Genomic DNA, 16,551 nt, shown 5'->3' with positions numbered 1-16,551 from the left:
CCGGAAGGAGATTTGAAATGACTGAAGAACGCAATCTGCGCAAGGTGCGCCAGGGTGTCGTGGTCAGCGACGTCAACGACAAGACCATCGTGGTGATGGTGGAGGAGCGCAAGCCCCATCCGGTCTACGGCAAGATGATGACCAGCACCAAGAAGCTGCACGCCCATGACGAGAACAACGAGGCCGGCATCGGCGACACCGTTCAAATCATGGAAACCCGCCCGCTGTCCAAGCAGAAGCGCTGGCGTTTGGTGAAGATCGTAGAGAAGGCCAAATAGCGGGTGTGCGAAAGCACGTCAGCTGTTATCAGGAAAGATAGGAAAAGCATATGATTCAGATGCAATCCATGCTCGCGGTGGCCGACAACTCCGGCGCTCGCAAGGTGCAGTGCATCAAGGTGCTGGGCGGTTCGAAGCGCCGCTACGCTGGTCTTGGTGACGTGATCATCTGCAGCGTGAAGGAAGCCATGCCCAACGGCAACGTGAAGAAGGGCGATGTGGTGCGCTGCGTTATCGTTCGCGTGAAGAAGGAAGTGCGCCGCGCCGATGGCTCCTACATCCGCTTCGACCAGAACGCCGCTGTGCTCATCAACAACGATGGCTCTCCTCGCGGCACCCGTATCTTCGGGCCCGTCGCCCGCGAGCTGCGCGACAAGAAGTACATGAAAATCGTGTCTCTGGCACCGGAAACGCTGTAGGGGAGGTGCGATAAATGACCAAGATACACGTGAAAAAGGGCGATACCGTTAAGGTGATCTCCGGCAAAGACCGCGGCAAGGTGGGCGAAGTGAAGCGCTCCATCCCGTCCACGGGCCGTGTGGTGGTGGAAAAGGTCAACATGATGAAGAAGGCCATGCGCCCCACCCAGCAAAACCCCCAGGGTGGTATCTCCACCATGGAGGCTCCGCTGGACGCTTCCAACGTCATGCTGGTGTGCCCCAGCTGCAACGAGGCCACCCGCGTGGCCCACAAGCGTACCGAAGCCGGTAAGCTGATCCGTGTCTGCAAGAAGTGCGGCAAGGATATCGATACCGAGTAAATTGGTTGCGCTGGCCTTCCCGGCCGGCGCAACCCCTCGGCGCTGCGGCTTCCCCATGCACCTGGGAAAGCCTCGCTCGCTGGCTTGGACCTGTGTTGGGTTCGGGGTGGTGAGCAAAAACGCCAAATGGCCCCTCTGGTTGGATGCTTGAGGGGACGCAGGGTCGGAAATCCTGCGTTTAATTCATCGAACGAAAGGTTTTAGCGAAATGGCTACTCCTCGTCTGAAGGAAAAGTACAAGAACGAAGTTGCCCCCGCCATCAAAGAAGAGCTGGGCATCGACAACGTGAACGACATTCCCCGTCTGGAGAAGATCGTGGTGAACATGGGCGTGGGCGCCGCTTCCGGCGACTCCAAGCTGCTGGACGCTGCCATGAACGACATGCGTATCATCACCGGGCAGCAGCCCATGGTGTGCCGTGCCCGCAAGTCCATCGCCGGCTTCCATGTGCGCGAAGGCCAGGCCATCGGCTGCAAGGTTACCCTGCGCGGCGACCGCATGTGGGAGTTCCTGGACCGTCTGCTGGCCACCGCTCTGCCCCGCGTGCGCGACTTCCGCGGCATCTCGCCGAAGTCCTTCGACGGCCGCGGCAACTATTCGCTGGGCGTCACCGAGCAGCTCATCTTCCCGGAAATTGACTACGACAAGGTTGACCGCACCCGCGGTATGGACATCACCGTGGTCACCAACGCCGGCACCAACGAGCGCGCCTTCGCCCTTCTGAAGGCCCTCGGCTTCCCGTTCAAGGCGGAATAACGGCAATCTCGCCACCAAAACGCACGGTCTGGCGTACAATAGCCGGCCGTGCGTAAAAACCACTTAGGGCAAAAAGGTCGTAATCCTGCGGCCTTTAAGCATAAGAAAGAAGGAAATGCATGGCTAAGAAATCGATGATCGCCAAAGCCAAGCGCGAGCCCAAGTTCTCAACGCGCCAGCATAATCGCTGCCATCGTTGCGGACGCCCCCACGGCTACTACCGTAAGTTCGGTCTGTGCCGTATCTGCTTGCGTGAACTGGCCAACAAAGGCGAACTGCCCGGCGTTACCAAGGCTTCCTGGTAAGTCACCCCGGTAACGCGCACAAGGGTGGGCCGGCGCGTCGAGGCGTTTGGGTTAAGGGCTCAAGCGAACCGGACAGCGCGGTTCATCACGAACCAAAGGAGAACAAAACATGACAATGACCGATCCCATCGCAGACATGCTTACGCGCGTGCGTAACGCTCAGTCTGCCGGCAAGGACACCGTGTCCATGCCGTCGAGCAAGAAGCTCATCGAGATCGTCCGCATTATGGAGCAGGAAGGCTACATTCGCGGATACGACGTCATCGAGGGCGAGCCGCGCGCTACCCTCGAAATCACGTTGAAGTACGGGCCCAAGAAGGCCAAGACCATTCGCGGCATCAAGCGCATCTCCAAGCCGGGTCTGCGCATTTACGCCGGTAAGAATGATCTGCCCCGCGTGCTGGGCGGCCTGGGCACCGCCATTGTGTCCACGAGCAAAGGCGTGATGACCGATCGCGACGCCCGCAAGGCCGGCGTCGGCGGCGAAGTCATCGCGTACATCTGGTAGGAAAGGAGGGCTTTACATGTCTCGTATCGGTAAACTGCCCATCGCCGTTCCTTCCGGTGTCACCGTTACCATCGACGGTTCCACGGTAACGGTAAAGGGCCCCAAGGGCGAGCTTTCCCGTTCGTTCCAACCCGTCATCTCCATCAAGCAGGAGGGCGACCAAATTGTGTGCGCCCCGCTTGATGAAACCCGCGAGGCCAACGCGTTCCACGGCCTCACCCGCACGCTGATCGCCAACATGGTGGAGGGCGTGTCCAAGGGCTTTTCCAAGAAGCTGCAGCTGGTGGGTGTTGGTTACCGCGCCGCCCTCAAGGGCAAGAACCTTGAGATGCAGCTGGGCTATTCCCATCCGGTGCTGGTGGAGGCCCCCGAAGGCATCACCTTCGAAGTGCCCAGCCAGACGGAAATCGTCGTGACCGGCCCCTCCAAGGAGCAGGTGGGCCAGGTGGCCGCCAACATCCGCAAGTGGCGCAAGCCGGAACCCTACAAGGGCAAGGGCATTCGCTACGAGGGCGAGTACGTACGCCGCAAGGTCGGCAAGGCCGGCAAAGACTAAGCGCTTACTGGCATTTCATCGAAGGGATCATTATGAACAAACTTCAGAAAAAGCAAGCCGGTCTGCGTCGTCGCCATCGTCGTGTGCGCGGCAAGATTTCCGGCACCGCTGCCCGTCCGCGTTTGTGCGTGACCCGCAGCAACAACAACATCTACGCTCAGGTAATCGACGACGTTACGGGCCACACCCTTTGCGCCGCTTCCACCCTGGGCCCCGAGTTCAAGGCCACTGGCGCCAAGGGCTCCACGGTGGAAGGTGCCAGTGCTCTGGGCACCATCATTGGCAACAAGGCTCAGGAGATCGGCGTGACCACGATCGTGTTCGATCGTGGCGGTAACCTGTACCACGGCCGCGTCAAGGCTTTGGCCGAGGCGGCTCGTGAAGCCGGTCTGAAATTCTAGAAGGGAATCAAGCTTATGGCTCGTAATAACAACCGTCAGCAGGAGAGCGCCGTTCCCGAGCTTCAGGAGCGCGTGGTCTTCATCAACCGCGTGGCCAAAACCGTCAAGGGCGGCCGCCGCATGCAGCTGTCTGCCCTCGTGGTAGTGGGCGACGGCAACGGTCGCGTGGGCGTGGGCATGGGCAAGTCCGCCGAAGTGCCCTCCGCCATCAAGAAGGCCGTCGAGGATGCCAAGAAGAACATGTTCAGCGTGCCGATCACCGCTGAGGGCACCGTTCCCCATGAGATCATGGGCGAGTTTGGTGCCGGCCGCGTGCTGATCAAGCCCGCTGTTCCCGGTACCGGCGTTATGGCCGGTGGCCCGGTGCGCGCCATCATGGAGCTGGCCGGCGTGAAGAACGTAATCACCAAGTCGCTGGGCACTTCCAATGCCATGAACATTGTGAAGGCTGCGGCCGAGGGCCTCAAGGGCCTGGAGAACCCGCAGGACGTGGCCAACCGCCGCGACCTGTCCGTGGCCCAGGTGTTTGGCTGGAAGGAGCAGTAATCATGGCTGATGCTAAGAAGACGCTGCGTGTGACCCAAACCCGCAGTGCCGTGGGCCGTCCCGCCGATCAGGGAAAAACCCTGAAGGCGCTGGGCCTGGGCAAGATTGGCCGCACCGTTGACCAGGTGGACAACGAGAGCGTGCGCGGGATGATCTTCAAGGTGAAGCACCTTGTGGAAGTGGAAGAGCTTTAAGTAGCCTTCGGCTTGGCGCTGCGGTTTCGTCGGGCACCCGCCCTTGGCTTTCAAAGCTTGCCTTCGCGTATCTAAGTACGCTCAGCCGCTTTTCAAGCCAATTGCGAGTACCGGACGAACCCTCGCTCACCCTTCAGAATCTACGAGGTTCAGAGGGAAAAAGTGATGGAAATTGGCGTGCCCGAAAGGGCACGCCATTGCCATGATAAATGGAAGTTAGCTGGCGGCGATCTGCCAGCGCCGCCCCGAAGGCGGGGCGGTAAGCGAAAAGCTAGGAGTAAACATGGAACTCAAAGACTTGGTCCCCAACGAGGGGTCCACTAAGAACCGCAAGCGCGTGGGCCGTGGCAACGGCTCCGGTACCGGCAAGACCGCCGGTCGCGGCCTGAACGGCCAGAAGTCCCGCGCTGGTGGCGGCAAGGGCGCCGGCTTCGAGGGTGGTCAAACCCCGCTGGCCCGTCGTCTGCCGAAGCTGCCGGGCTTCCGCAACGTCAACCGCGTGGAGTACCTGCCGGTGAACGTCAGCCGCCTGGAGGAGAAGTTCGAGGCCGGCGAGGTTGTGGACGGCGACTCCCTGAAGGCCAAGGGCATCATCAAGCACTCCGATGCTCCTGTTAAGGTGCTGGGTGACGGTGAGATCACCAAGGCCCTTACCGTGAAGGTGGACAAGGTTTCGGCTTCTGCCAAGGCGAAGATCGAGGCCGCCGGAGGAAAGGTCGAAGAGCCTTGCTAAGCTCCATTATCGATGCGTTCAAGGTACCCGAGCTTCGCAAGAAGATTCTCTTCACCCTTGCGATTCTCGCGCTGTACCGTTTCGGCGCCTATGTACCGGTCCCGGGCATTCCGTTCCATGACTTCGCCACCGCTTTCGAGGATTCCGGCGTAGCCATGACCATGCTCGACCTGTTCACAGGCGGAGCGCTTTCCAATTTCTCAGTGTTCTCGCTGGGCATCATGCCCTACATCACCGCATCCATCATCATGCAGCTGATGCAGGGCGTAATTCCCGCGGTGGGGCGCTGGGCCAAGGAGGGTGACGCCGGTCGCCGTAAGATCACCCAGGTAACCCGCTATCTCACGCTGGGTCTGGGCCTCATCAACGCCATCGGTTACCTGCTGCTGTTCCAGTCTTCCGCTTACGGTGTGCAGTTCTCCACGGAGGTGCCTTACTGGCTCACCAGCGTCATCATCGTGTTCACGCTGGTGGCGGGCACTGCCTTCATCATGTGGATGGGCGAGCTTATCACCCAGCGGGGCATCGGCAACGGCATGTCCCTCATCATCTTCGTGTCCATCGTGTCCCGCGTGCCTTCCGCCATCTTCTCGTCGGTGAACCTCACCGCCGATACCGGCATGGGCATCGCGCTCACCATTCTCATTATCGCGGTTGTGGTGGTGTGCATCCCCGCCATCATCTTTGTGGAGCGCGCTCAGCGCCGCATCCCGGTGAACTACGCCAAGCGGGTGCAGGGGCGCCGCATGATGGGCGGCCAGTCCACCTACATTCCGCTTAAGGTGAACGCTGCGGGCGTTATCCCCATCATCTTCGCCAGCTGCATCATTTACTTCCCGGCCCAGTTGGCCGCCATTTTCAACGTGGGTTGGCTCACTGCTTTCGCGAACGCTATTTCCACGGGCTGGCTGAATTGGCTGATCACGGTGCTGCTGATTGTGTTCTTCGCCTACTTCTACACCTCTATGGTGTTCAATCCTGAAGAAACGGCGGACAACATCCGCAAGCAGGGCGGCTTCATCCCCGGCGTTCGTCCGGGCGTGGCCACCGTGCAGTACATCAAGAACGTCATCAACCGCGTGACGCTTCCCGGTGGCCTGTACATCGCCTGCATCGCGGTCATCCCCACCATCATCTTCTACTTCACCGGCAACCAGCTTATCCAGGCGTTCGGTGGCACGTCCATCCTCATCATGATCGGCGTTGCCCTCGATACCATGAGTAAAGTGGAGTCGCAGTTGAAGATGCATAACTACGAGGGCTTCTTTAAATAGGGTGTTCCGTCGGCCTGACGGCCGACGGAACCACTTGTCCGCATAAAAGCCGCCGGGCACCCCATCTTGCCATTCAGAGCTTGCCTTCGCGCACCACAGTGCGCTCAGCCACTCTTCAAGGCAATCTGGGGCACCGGGCGGCTTTTCTGCTGCTTGCGGTGGGATGTTCGTCATTCGCCGTTGAAGCCTTCCTGCGTGGACCTGTTGTTTTCGATCTATTCTATTTTTAAGAGGCCGCTGGGGCGGCTTTTTTAATTCACTCTGAACCATTTATCGGTTATTCGTGGAGTAGGTGAGGGGTTTCTTTGGCGATTGCTACAATGGGCCTACCGATTTAAATACTTCCGGAAAGGAACTGCCAATGAACATTGTGCTGTTGGGCGCTCCGGGCGCTGGCAAGGGCACGCAAGCGGCCAAACTCATCGAAGAGTACGGGCTTACCCACATTTCTACTGGCGACATGCTGCGCGCTGCGGTAAAGGAAGGCACAGAGCTGGGTCTTCAGGCTAAGAAGTATATGGATGCCGGCGATTTGGTGCCCGACGACGTGATTATCGGCCTGGTGACCGAGCGCCTTTCCCAGCCCGATACCGCCAATGGCTTCATCCTGGACGGTTTCCCCCGCACCACGGCTCAGGCGGTGGCCCTCGACGCCGAGCTGGGCAAGCTGGAGCGCCCGCTGGATGCCGCCTTGCTGATCGACGTGAAGCCGGAAGTGATAGTGAATCGACTGTGCTCCCGCCGCATGTGCCGCGAGTGCGGCTACATCGGCAGCGTTGCCGATGCGGTGTGCCCCGTGTGCGGCGGGGAGATGTACCAGCGCGATGATGACAACGAGGCAACGGTGCGTAATCGCCTGGACGTGTACGAAAAATCCACCAGCCCGCTGATCGATTACTACCGCGGCTGCGATCTGCTGGTGTCCATCGACGGCGACCGCGACGTGGACGTGGTGTACGCTGATGTAAAAGAGGCACTGCAGTAAGCGTCCGCATCAACCGACGGCACAGGGCCGGAAGTCGCGCGCTTCCGGCCCTCTTTTTGTGCCTCGTTCTTGCCGCTTGCCGCCATTCCCTATAATGGACCCATGGACAATCTCATCGCCCACATGCGCTCTTTCGTCATGAAGGCCTTCCACAACGACATGGAGGAGGCCAAACGCTGCGTTATCTCGTGGGTGCTCATTGTGCTTCTGGCGCTGGCGGCCGAGGTGTTTCTGTTCAACATGAACCACTTTCGCACGCTGGGATACCAGCCGGTGGACCTCACCTCTCAGATAAACCTGCAGCGGGCCGACAACGGCAGCTACCGCATGACAGTGGAAGACCACGTGCTGGACTTCCGCGACTTGGATTGCGAAGTGCACAACCTGTACCTGGGCTTCGACTCGCAGCAGCCGGCCCAAAACCTGCCCATCAAAATCCAGTTCACCGACGAAGCTCACCTCACCTTCTTCGATACCACCGATTACACCGAGGGCGTACCGTTGGTGGAGGTGGCCACTAACGGCAGCCAAAGCAAGTACATAAACCTCAATACGGCGGGCAAAGTGGGCAACATGCGCATCGAGATAGTGGGGGAGGACACCGCCTATCCCATATATCTGGACCAAGTGCTCATCAACGTGCCGCGCCCCTTCGCCTTCAATACCACCCGCTTTTTGGCGGTGCTGCTGGTGATATCGGTGGTGTACCTGTTCAGGCCCGGGTCGGGCATCTATTCCATCGACATGCGGAAGAATCCGCTGCGTTCGAAGGCGGCCATCGTGGCAACGGTGGCGGTGGAGGCCATAGCGCTTTCCATGTTTTGCCTGTACGGGTCGAACCTGGTGGGAGTGGCCACTTCCAGCTACAACTATGGGGCCTGGGATGGAACGAGCCTGGTGAACACCTTTGAGGTGGGGGGAGATAACGCCCAGCAGTACGCCGATCTGGCCCGGGCCATGGCCGATGGCCATCTGTACCTGGACGAGGAACCGCCTCAGTGGCTGCAGGAAATGGAGGATCCCTACGACAAGGGCGCCCGAGACGAGGCCCAGAAGCAGTCGGGGGAGCCTTACCTGTTCGATGTGGCCTATTATGACGGTCATTACTACGTGTACTTCGGCGTGGTGCCGGTGGTGCTGTTTTACCTGCCATTCTATTTGCTCACCGGGGCGAACTTCCCCACCGCCATCGGGGTTTTGGTGATGGCCATCGCCTTCATGCTGGGCTGTTCGGCCCTGCTCGACCGCTTCAGCCGCAACAACTTCAAGTCGGTGAGTCTGGGGCTGTACCTGCTTCTGCAGGTGCCGCTGGTGTGTTGTTGCGGCATTCTGTACCTGGTGAAGTTCCCCACGTTCTACTCGTTTCCCATCATGTGCGGCCTTACATTCTCGGTATGGGGGCTGTACTTCTGGATGCGGGGGCGCACCAGCCGCCGCCCCTGCTTGTGCTACTTCGCGGGATCGCTGTGCATGGCGCTTGTGCTGGGGTGCCGGCCGCAGTTGGTGCTGCTGTCCTGTTTGGCCTTCCCGCTGTTCTGGCGTCCCTTCATAACCGAGGGCCGCATCCGCACCCGCGAGGGGCGGCGGCAATTCGCCTGCCTGGTGGCGCCGTATCTGCTGGTGGGGGGTGCCATCATGGCCTACAATGCCGCCCGGTTCGGCAGCCCCTTCAACTTCGGCGCCAACTACAACCTCACGGTGAACGACATGACCAAGCGCGGCTGGCAAATCGGCCGCCTGGCACCGGCCTTGTTCGCCTATTTCCTGCAGCCTCCCTGCGCCAACGGGGTATTCCCCTTCCTGCAGCCGGAGCCGTTCGCCACTACCTACATGGGGCAAACGGTGAAGGAGGCCACGTTCGGCGGCATCTTCGCCTGCCTGCCGCTTCTGTGGCTGCTGCCCTTTGCGCCTCGGCTTTTGCGGTGGCGGCGCCAGGCGCGCCAAACCCGCACCGTATTCGGGGTGGTATGCGTGCTGCTGGCCAGCGGCGTGGTCATCGCGCTTTTGGATGCGGAGATGGCCGGCATCTTGCAGCGCTACTATGCCGACTTCAGCTTCATGTTCTTGGCGGCTACGGTGCTGTTGGTGCTGATTGCCAATGAGGCGCTGCAAAAACGGCCGCAATTGAAGGAGGTGCTGCTGAAGGTGCTTATCGTGCTAGTTACTTTGAGCGTAGCCTATTCCTCGCTCTTGTGCTTTGTTCCAGAAATTGGTTGGTATTCCGATGTGTATCCCTGGGCTTATCAGAACCTCCTGGATGCTGTGCTGTTTTGGACTTAGTCCCGGCTTGGCGCAGCTTTGACTGCGCGTGGGCTTGCGCCTGCGCCCGTTCTTTCTCCATCGCGATCATCGTTTCCCGTTGTTGTCAGAACCGTCATTGGCGGGCAACGGTTTGACACCGATGCTGCATTTTGCCTGCAAGGGGTCTACATTGGCCCAAAGGCCAAGCCTCCACGGAGGGGGCTGGGAAAGACGGTGATGTGCATGCGAAACTGTGCAATGCGGATGAGCGGGGCAGGGAAAGGCGCGGCGGTATTCGTTTGCGAACGAAAAGGCTTGAGGTGGTTGGCGGCGCTGGCGGCGGCTTGCATGCTGCTGGCCTGTTTGTGCGGCCCTGCCCGCGAACTGGCCTTTGGGGCTTCGGGTGATGAGGCGGCTGGGGCATCCGGTGGCTCAGTTACCGTGACTTACGTACCCGATCCGGCTGATGCGGGGGCGGTTTCGGTGGTTGAGAACGTCGTCAATCCAATGACAGGGGAGGGCATTACCGGCTCCACCGCCATGCCCAACCATGGTAGGGTGTTTGTCGGCTGGTACCAGGGGAATACGCTTGTTACCTCCGATGCACTGCTTGGCCCCTCTCAGGTGCGCGCCCATATGGTTACCGCTGGCACCGGCGGCTTGAAGTCCACGACGTTTGTGGCCCGTTTTGAAAAGCCCTCGCCGGCAATTGCCTTGGCCAAGGCCATAACGGCGCCGCCCGCCAACGGCACTCATTTTGTGGTGGGAGATACCGTGCATTTCGCAATCACCGCTACCAATACGGGTAACATTACCCTGACTGAGGTGGTCATCGATGACACCTTGGCCAGTCTGGCCCCCCTGACGAATCTGGTGCCTGGTGAAAGTCGTACCGTGAGTTATGACTATACGGTGACCGAGGCCGATCTGGATGCCGGCTACGTGAGCAATGTAGCAGTGGCTCAGGCCTCAGTTAAGGGGTGGGCCACCAAGGTGATTAAAAGCGAGCCGGCTAGCATTGCGGCCTTGGTGAAGGAAGCCCCACCGCAGTCCACTTATGTGATCTGCGGGGCCTATCCTGCCGCAGGAGGTACGGTGGACGTGCCCTATGAGGTGGTAGAGGACGACTCCGGAAGTGGCCTGAGCCCTGTGACTGCCTCTGCCGCCGAGGGCTACGACTTTGCTGGATGGTTCCGTCATGACGGTGTTCTTGTGTCTGGCGATCCGGTGCTTGGCGTGGATGTTATTCGCGCGGGTTTGGGCCTGGGTGGAGAAAAACCGTCCTATGTGCCTGCCCTTTATCTGGCCTATTTCGTGCCTCGGGCGGAGGAAATCCCCGATGGCCCTGATGCTCCCGACACGCCGGATGTTCCCGGCGAAAGCGGCGGCACCGATGATGTGGTGAAGCCGGGCGTCGATGGGGGTTCCGATGCCGTTGCCCCCGATGACGGACAGGCCGGCGGTGCCGATGCCGAAGAGGCTCCCGACAAGGGCGCTGGCGAATCCGCCAAGGAAAAGCCCACCTACCACAGCGCGGACAAACCTTCTGTGGCGGCAAAGGGCATGCCCCAAACTGGTGACGGTCTGTGCACGGTGGCCACGGTGCTGCTGTTGGTGGCCATGGCCTCTATCACCATTGCCTGGGCGGCCCAGCGCGGACGGCAGCGTTAGCGGCGAAGCATTCCCCAAATTGCGAAACCAAGGCGCACCTGTGCGAAAATGGGCTAGTATGGAACAGCGCGCTAGCGCCTGCGGATGCGCCTTTGACCAAGGAGAAAGGTTACCCATGAAATTCATCATCACCGAAGACTACGATGCCATGAGCCGTGCCGCCGCCAACGTGATCAGCGGCTACGTGACCTCCCATCCCGGCTGCGTGCTGGGCCTGGCCACCGGTTCCACCCCCATCGGCCTGTACAGTTGCCTGGTGAAAGACTACGAGGCCGGCGTTCTCAGCTTCTCGGACGTCACCAGTTTCAACCTGGACGAGTACCGCGGCCTGGACCCGCAGCACGACCAGAGCTACCGCTATTTCATGGAGCACAACCTGTTCTCCCACGTGGACATCGAGGCGGCCCGCACCCATGTGCCTGATGGCGCCTGCCCCGACGCCGAGGCCGCCTGCGCCGCCTACGAACAGGCCATCGCCGAAGCGGGCGGGCTGGGGCTGCAGCTTCTGGGCCTGGGCCACAACGGCCACATCGGCTTCAACGAGCCGGCGCCCGACTTCCCCAAGTACACCCACTGCGTCACCCTCACCGAGAGCACCATCAACGCCAACTCCCGCCTGTTCGACTCCATTGACGACGTGCCCCGCGAGGCCTACACCATGGGCATCGGCACCATCATGGCGGCGAAGGAGATTTTGGTGGTGGCCAGCGGCGCCGACAAGGCCGACATCGTGCGTCGCGCCTTCTTCGGCCCGGTTACCCCCGAGGTGCCCGCGTCGGTGCTGCAGTTCCACCCCAACGTAACGGTAATCGTGGACAAAGAGGCCGGCGCCCTCTGCTAGGGCCGCGCTTCGGCCCCGTGCGGGCCGGTGTGAAAAGTTTTCAAGAATCTGTCGAAGGGGAGCGCTCGGCTCCCCTTTGCGCTACCATGGCCCCGTTATTCCAGAGAGAAAGGCGGAGGCGCGATGACTGTTCCCGTAAGTGCCGTAGTGGGCGGAAAGCTGTTCAACGGATCCGGTTTCGAAGAGGGCGAGCTGCAAATTGCCGCAGGCCGCTTTGCGGGGGATGTGGGCGGCGCCGCCGATGGGGAAGTGGTGGACGCTACCGGCTGCTACGTGATTCCCGGTTTGGTGGACCTGCATTTCCACGGCAGCGCCGGCGCCGACGTGTCCGACGGCGATGAGGAGGGGCTGCACAAGATGGGGGCCTACGAGGCCTCTCGCGGTGTGACCGCCATGTGCCCCGCCACCATGACCCTGCCCGAAGACGTGCTGCTGCGGGCCGCCGAAGCAGCGGCCGCCTACGTGCCCGCCGCCAACGAAGCGGATTTGGTGGGCATCAACATGGAGGGGCCCTACATTTCCCCCGGCAAGGTGGGGGCCCAGAACCCCGACTATGTGCGCAACCCCTCCGTTGAGGAGTTCCGCCGCCTGCAAGAGGCGGCCGGCGGCCTGTTCAAGCTGGTGGACATCGCCCCCGAAGAGCCCGGCGCCGACGTCTTCATCCAGCAGCTGGGCGACGAGGCGCGCATTTCGGTGGCCCATACCTCCTGCGATTACGAAACGGCGGCCCATGCCTTCCAGGAAGGCGCGCGCCATCTCACCCACTGCTACAACGCCATGCCCTCCATGCACCACCGCACCCCCGGCCCCATTCCCGCCGCCGCCGAGCACGATGAGGTGACGGCCGAGATCATCGCCGACGGGGTGCACATCCACCCGGCCATGGTGCGGCTGGCATTCAAGCTGTTCGGCGACGACCGCATGATCCTCATCTCCGACACGCTGCGGGCGGCCGGCCTGGGCGACGGGGTGTACGATTTGGGGGGCCAGGACGTAACGGTGAAGGGATACGAGGCCCGCATCGACAACGGTGCCTTGGCTGGCTCGGTTAGCGATCTCATGCGCTGCCTGTATGTGGCGGTGACCCAGATGGGCATTCCGCTGGCCAGTGCCGTGAAGGCCGCTAGTGCCAACCCCGCCCGCGCTTTGGGGCTCTCAACTCTCTATGGTTCGCTGCAACCGGGCCATGTGGCCGATGCCGTGCTGTTAGACGAGGAGACCCTGGAAGTGAAGGCGGTTATCCTGCGGGGCAATCTCCTGTAGGCCATCTATCGTCGCCATTTCCGTTGCCGCTGGGGTTGCCGTTCGCGCCCCAGCTTTTCTATGTTACAGGCTGTTAACAGAGCTCTTGCTATACTCGACTAAAGTGTTCTGGGGGCAGTCGCCGGGCGACGCGCCATTTCCCCGTGACAAAAGGAAGGCGGTTGCCGATGGACGGCATAGTGGACTTCATCAACTTACTGGACGGCTGGGTGTGGGGTGTTCCCATGCTGGTGCTGCTTTTGGGGTCGCACATTTACCTCACGTTCCGTACTGGCTTCATCCAGCGCAAGCTGCCCACCGCCATCAAGCTGTCCGTCACGAAAGACCCGGACGCTCCCGGCGACATCTCGCAGTTCGGCGCCCTGTGCACCGCCCTTTCCGCCACCATCGGCACCGGTAACATCGTGGGCGTGGGCACCGCCATCCTGTCCGGCGGCCCCGGCGCGGTGTTCTGGATGTGGATTACCGGCGTGTTCGGCATGGCCACCAAGTACTCGGAAACCTTCGCCGCTGTGAAGTATCGCGTGAAGGACCACAATGGCAACATGCTGGGTGGCGCCATGTACGCCTGGAAGCGCGCCTTCAACAAGGAAGACGGCTCCACCCCCTGGTGGGCGCTTTTGGGCGCCGGCGCCTTTGCCCTGTTCGCCGCCATTGCCTCCTTCGGCATCGGCTCGGCGGTGCAGTCCTCGGCCATGACCGACGTCATTTCCACCAACCTGCCCGGCATCCCCGGCTGGGGCATCGGCCTGGCCATCGTGATCATGGTTTCGGTGGTTATCTTCGGCGGCGTGAAAGTCATCTCGAAGGTGTGCGAGAAGCTGGTGCCCTTCATGGCCATCGCCTATGCCTGGGGCTGCGTTGTCATTCTGGGCATGAACTGGGAGTTCGTGTGGCCGGCCCTGTGCCTTATCGTGGAGAGCGCCTTTACCGCCAAGGCCGCTTTCGGCGGCGCGCTGGGCAGCGGCATCATGCTGGCCCTGCAATTCGGCTGCGCCCGTGGCTTGTTCTCCAACGAATCCGGCCTGGGCTCTGCCCCCATCGTGGCCTCTGCGGCCGCTACCCGCAACCCAGCCCGCCAGGCGCTGGTGTCCATGACCGGCACCTTCTGGGACACCGTGATTATCTGCCTGCTCTCCGGCCTGGTGCTGGTTTCCACCATGCTGGGCAACGAGGAACTGGGGGCGCAGGTGATGGCCGGCAACATCACTGCCGGTGCCCAACTCACCAGCGCCGCCTTCGCCGGCATTCCCTTTGTGGGCACGCCCATTCTGGTGTTCGGCATGATCTTGTTCGCCTATTCCACCATTCTGGGCTGGAGCTACTACGGCAACCGCTGCGTCACCTACCTGTTCGGCAAGCACGCCGTGCGTCCCTACCAGGTTATTTACGTGCTGGTGGCCTTCCTGGGCGCCGTTGGGGTGGGCGACGTCATTTGGACCGTTTCCGACATCACCAATGCGCTGATGGCGGTGCCCAACATCATCATGGTGCTGCTGCTTTCCGGCATGATTGCCCGTGAGACCAAGCACTACGTGTACGACCACAATTTGGACGAGCGGGACGACGCCCCCATCCCGCAGCTTGACTCCAAGTAGACGCCCTTGGAATACCAGATATCAAATCTGCCGCTGCCCCTTGATTGCTTCGCGCAATCGGGGCAGCGCCTTGTTTCGGGCGAGGTTGCCCGGGCCCTGCGGGTGCCCCCCGCCTCGGTGGTTTCGTGGCAGCTTCTGAAGCGCAGCGTGGACGCTCGCAAGAAGAACGCGGTGCATTTCGTGGTGAACCTGCGGGTGCAGCTGGCCGACGGCGCTCTGCCGCGCCCGCAAAAAGGAGTGCAGGTGGCGCCGTGGAAGCCCCGGCAGCCATGGAGCGTGGCGCCGGCGAGCGCCCTGCGGCGGCCGGTTGTAGTGGGGGCGGGGCCCGCGGGCCTGTTCTGCGCCCTGGTGCTGGTCCGCGCCGGGTTGCGACCATTGGTGGTGGAGCAAGGCCAGCCGGCGCCGCAGCGGGCGGCAGTGGTGCGGGCCTTCTTCGAAGGGGGCGCCCTTGACCTTTTCTCCAACATCCAGTTCGGCGAAGGCGGGGCCGGCACGTTTTCCGACGGGAAGCTGAACACCGGCACCAAAAGCCCCCACATACGCCACGTGCTGGAAACGTTCGTGGAAGCCGGCGCGCCCGAGGACATCCTGTGGCAGGCGAAACCCCATATTGGCACCGACTACCTGGTGGACGTGGTGGTGCGGCTGCGGCAGATGATCGAAGAAGCGGGAGGGGAAGTGCGCTTCTCCACCCGGCTTGAGGGCTATTCCCTGGATGGGGAAGGCCATATGGCGGAGGCCGTTTTAGCGCCGGCGGGCGGCGGCCAGCCCGTCCGGGTGGAAACGGGCGATTTGGTGCTGGCTTGCGGCCACTCCGCCCGCGACGTGTTCGCGCTGCTGCAAAAGCGCGGGGTGCCCATGGAGCGCAAGCCGTTTTCGATGGGGGCCCGCATCGAGCATCCGCAAACATGGCTGAACCGCGCCCAGTACGGCCCGGCCGCCGGGCATCCGGCCCTGGGGGCTGCGGAGTACAAGCTGGCGGTGCGCAACCGCGGCGGGCGGGGCGTGTACACCTTCTGCATGTGCCCGGGCGGCACGGTGGTGGCCGCTGCCAGTGAGGAGGGCGGCTTGTGTGTGAACGGCATGAGCAATTACGCCCGCGACGGCGCCAACTGCAACAGCGCTCTTCTGGTTTCGGTGGAGCCGGGCGATCTGCCCGGCACCGATGTGCTAGCGGGTGTGGAACTGCAGCGACAGGTGGAGCAGGCGGCCTTCCGGCTGGGCCGCGCCGCCACCGGCCTGCCCTTTGCGGCGCCGGTGCAAACAGTACAGGATTTCTTGGCGGACCGCCGCGGCGCCCCCAGCACCTGGGTGGCGCCCAGCTATCCCCGGGCAGTGGCCTGGGAGAACCTTGCCCAGTGTTTGCCGCCGTTTATCGTCGACGCCCTGCGCGAGGCGCTGCCGCTCATGAACGGCAAACTGGCCGGGTTCGCCAACCCCCAGGCGGTGTTCACCGGCGTGGAAACCCGCAGTTCAAGCCCGGTGCGCATCCTGCGCGGCGACGACTTCGCCTCGGTGGGGGTGCCCGGCCTGTACCCCGCTGGCGAGGGCGCCGGTTACGCCGGGGGCATCATGAGCGCGTCGGTAGACGGCATGCGGGTGGCGGAGGCTCTTGCCGCGAAATATCGGGTTTAGTTTTT

General features: G+C 61.9%; 19 protein-coding genes. All 19 read left to right on the top strand.

Features of this window, described 5'->3' with window-relative positions; all coding sequences use genetic code 11:
* The first annotated feature begins 17 nt into the window (after positions 1–17).
* The 19 genes from rpsQ (at position 18) to DMP11_RS04565 (ending at position 16,546) form a co-directional block, all read left to right on the top strand.
* The gene (gene rpsQ / locus DMP11_RS04655) at positions 18–278 is read left to right on the top strand and encodes a 30S ribosomal protein S17 (RefSeq protein WP_123185342.1); all 261 of its coding nucleotides are present in this window, start codon (positions 18–20) and stop codon (positions 276–278) included.
* Between the two features lie 50 nt (positions 279–328).
* The gene (gene rplN / locus DMP11_RS04650; protein WP_123185341.1) at positions 329–697 is read left to right on the top strand and encodes a 50S ribosomal protein L14; all 369 of its coding nucleotides are present in this window, start codon (positions 329–331) and stop codon (positions 695–697) included.
* A gap of 14 nt (positions 698–711) precedes the next feature.
* On the top strand, positions 712–1,038 hold the full coding sequence (rplX, locus tag DMP11_RS04645; RefSeq protein WP_123185340.1) for a 50S ribosomal protein L24: 327 nt from the start codon (positions 712–714) through the stop codon (positions 1,036–1,038).
* 208 nt (positions 1,039–1,246) lie between these two features.
* On the top strand, positions 1,247–1,795 hold the full coding sequence (gene rplE, locus DMP11_RS04640; RefSeq protein ID WP_123185339.1) for a 50S ribosomal protein L5: 549 nt from the start codon (positions 1,247–1,249) through the stop codon (positions 1,793–1,795).
* Between the two features lie 119 nt (positions 1,796–1,914).
* Entirely contained in the window at positions 1,915–2,100 is a 186-nt protein-coding gene (locus tag DMP11_RS04635; RefSeq protein WP_123185338.1) for a type Z 30S ribosomal protein S14, read from the top strand.
* A gap of 109 nt (positions 2,101–2,209) precedes the next feature.
* Positions 2,210–2,608, top strand: coding sequence for a 30S ribosomal protein S8 (gene rpsH, locus DMP11_RS04630; protein ID WP_123185337.1), 399 nt, complete (start codon positions 2,210–2,212; stop codon positions 2,606–2,608).
* Between the two features lie 16 nt (positions 2,609–2,624).
* Positions 2,625–3,164, top strand: coding sequence for a 50S ribosomal protein L6 (gene rplF, locus DMP11_RS04625; protein ID WP_123185336.1), 540 nt, complete (start codon positions 2,625–2,627; stop codon positions 3,162–3,164).
* Positions 3,165–3,196: 32 nt separating this feature from the next.
* Positions 3,197–3,565: a 50S ribosomal protein L18 gene (rplR, locus tag DMP11_RS04620; RefSeq protein WP_123185335.1), complete on the top strand. Its 369-nt coding sequence runs from the start codon at positions 3,197–3,199 to the stop codon at positions 3,563–3,565.
* Between the two features lie 15 nt (positions 3,566–3,580).
* Positions 3,581–4,111: a 30S ribosomal protein S5 gene (rpsE, locus tag DMP11_RS04615; protein WP_123185334.1), complete on the top strand. Its 531-nt coding sequence runs from the start codon at positions 3,581–3,583 to the stop codon at positions 4,109–4,111.
* Positions 4,112–4,113: 2 nt separating this feature from the next.
* Complete coding sequence (rpmD, locus tag DMP11_RS04610; protein WP_123185333.1) at positions 4,114–4,305, top strand: 50S ribosomal protein L30; 192 nt, start codon at positions 4,114–4,116, stop codon at positions 4,303–4,305.
* A gap of 283 nt (positions 4,306–4,588) precedes the next feature.
* Positions 4,589–5,038, top strand: a complete 450-nt coding sequence (rplO, locus tag DMP11_RS04605) for a 50S ribosomal protein L15 (protein WP_123185332.1) — start codon at positions 4,589–4,591, stop codon at positions 5,036–5,038.
* Complete coding sequence (secY, locus tag DMP11_RS04600; protein WP_123185331.1) at positions 5,032–6,312, top strand: preprotein translocase subunit SecY; 1,281 nt, start codon at positions 5,032–5,034, stop codon at positions 6,310–6,312. Before rplO ends, secY begins: the two co-directional genes overlap by 7 nt.
* Positions 6,313–6,673: 361 nt before the next feature.
* Positions 6,674–7,297 (top strand): adenylate kinase, encoded by a 624-nt coding sequence (locus tag DMP11_RS04595; RefSeq protein ID WP_123185330.1) that lies wholly within the window; start codon positions 6,674–6,676, stop codon positions 7,295–7,297.
* Positions 7,298–7,399: 102 nt separating this feature from the next.
* Positions 7,400–9,577 carry a hypothetical protein gene (locus DMP11_RS04590; protein WP_214647043.1) on the top strand — a complete coding sequence of 726 codons (2,178 nt, stop codon included), beginning with the start codon at positions 7,400–7,402 and terminating at the stop codon, positions 9,575–9,577.
* Between the two features lie 276 nt (positions 9,578–9,853).
* Positions 9,854–11,209 (top strand): CLIPPER-2 domain-containing protein, encoded by a 1,356-nt coding sequence (locus DMP11_RS04585; protein WP_161555298.1) that lies wholly within the window; start codon positions 9,854–9,856, stop codon positions 11,207–11,209.
* Positions 11,210–11,324: 115 nt separating this feature from the next.
* The gene (gene nagB, locus DMP11_RS04580; protein ID WP_123185328.1) at positions 11,325–12,050 is read left to right on the top strand and encodes a glucosamine-6-phosphate deaminase; all 726 of its coding nucleotides are present in this window, start codon (positions 11,325–11,327) and stop codon (positions 12,048–12,050) included.
* Positions 12,051–12,173: 123 nt separating this feature from the next.
* On the top strand, positions 12,174–13,313 hold the full coding sequence (nagA, locus tag DMP11_RS04575) for an N-acetylglucosamine-6-phosphate deacetylase (protein WP_123185327.1): 1,140 nt from the start codon (positions 12,174–12,176) through the stop codon (positions 13,311–13,313).
* A 167-nt stretch (positions 13,314–13,480) separates the two neighbouring features.
* Positions 13,481–14,911: an alanine/glycine:cation symporter family protein gene (locus tag DMP11_RS04570; RefSeq protein WP_123185326.1), complete on the top strand. Its 1,431-nt coding sequence runs from the start codon at positions 13,481–13,483 to the stop codon at positions 14,909–14,911.
* A gap of 6 nt (positions 14,912–14,917) precedes the next feature.
* Complete coding sequence (locus DMP11_RS04565; RefSeq protein ID WP_123185325.1) at positions 14,918–16,546, top strand: NAD(P)/FAD-dependent oxidoreductase; 1,629 nt, start codon at positions 14,918–14,920, stop codon at positions 16,544–16,546.
* Positions 16,547–16,551: the final 5 nt, after the last annotated feature.

Source organism: Parvibacter caecicola, from assembly GCF_003725335.1.
Taxonomy (GTDB): domain Bacteria; phylum Actinomycetota; class Coriobacteriia; order Coriobacteriales; family Eggerthellaceae; genus Parvibacter; species Parvibacter caecicola.
The sequence above is the reverse complement of the archived record's forward strand: the minus strand, read 5'-3'. Positions and strand labels throughout refer to the sequence as shown.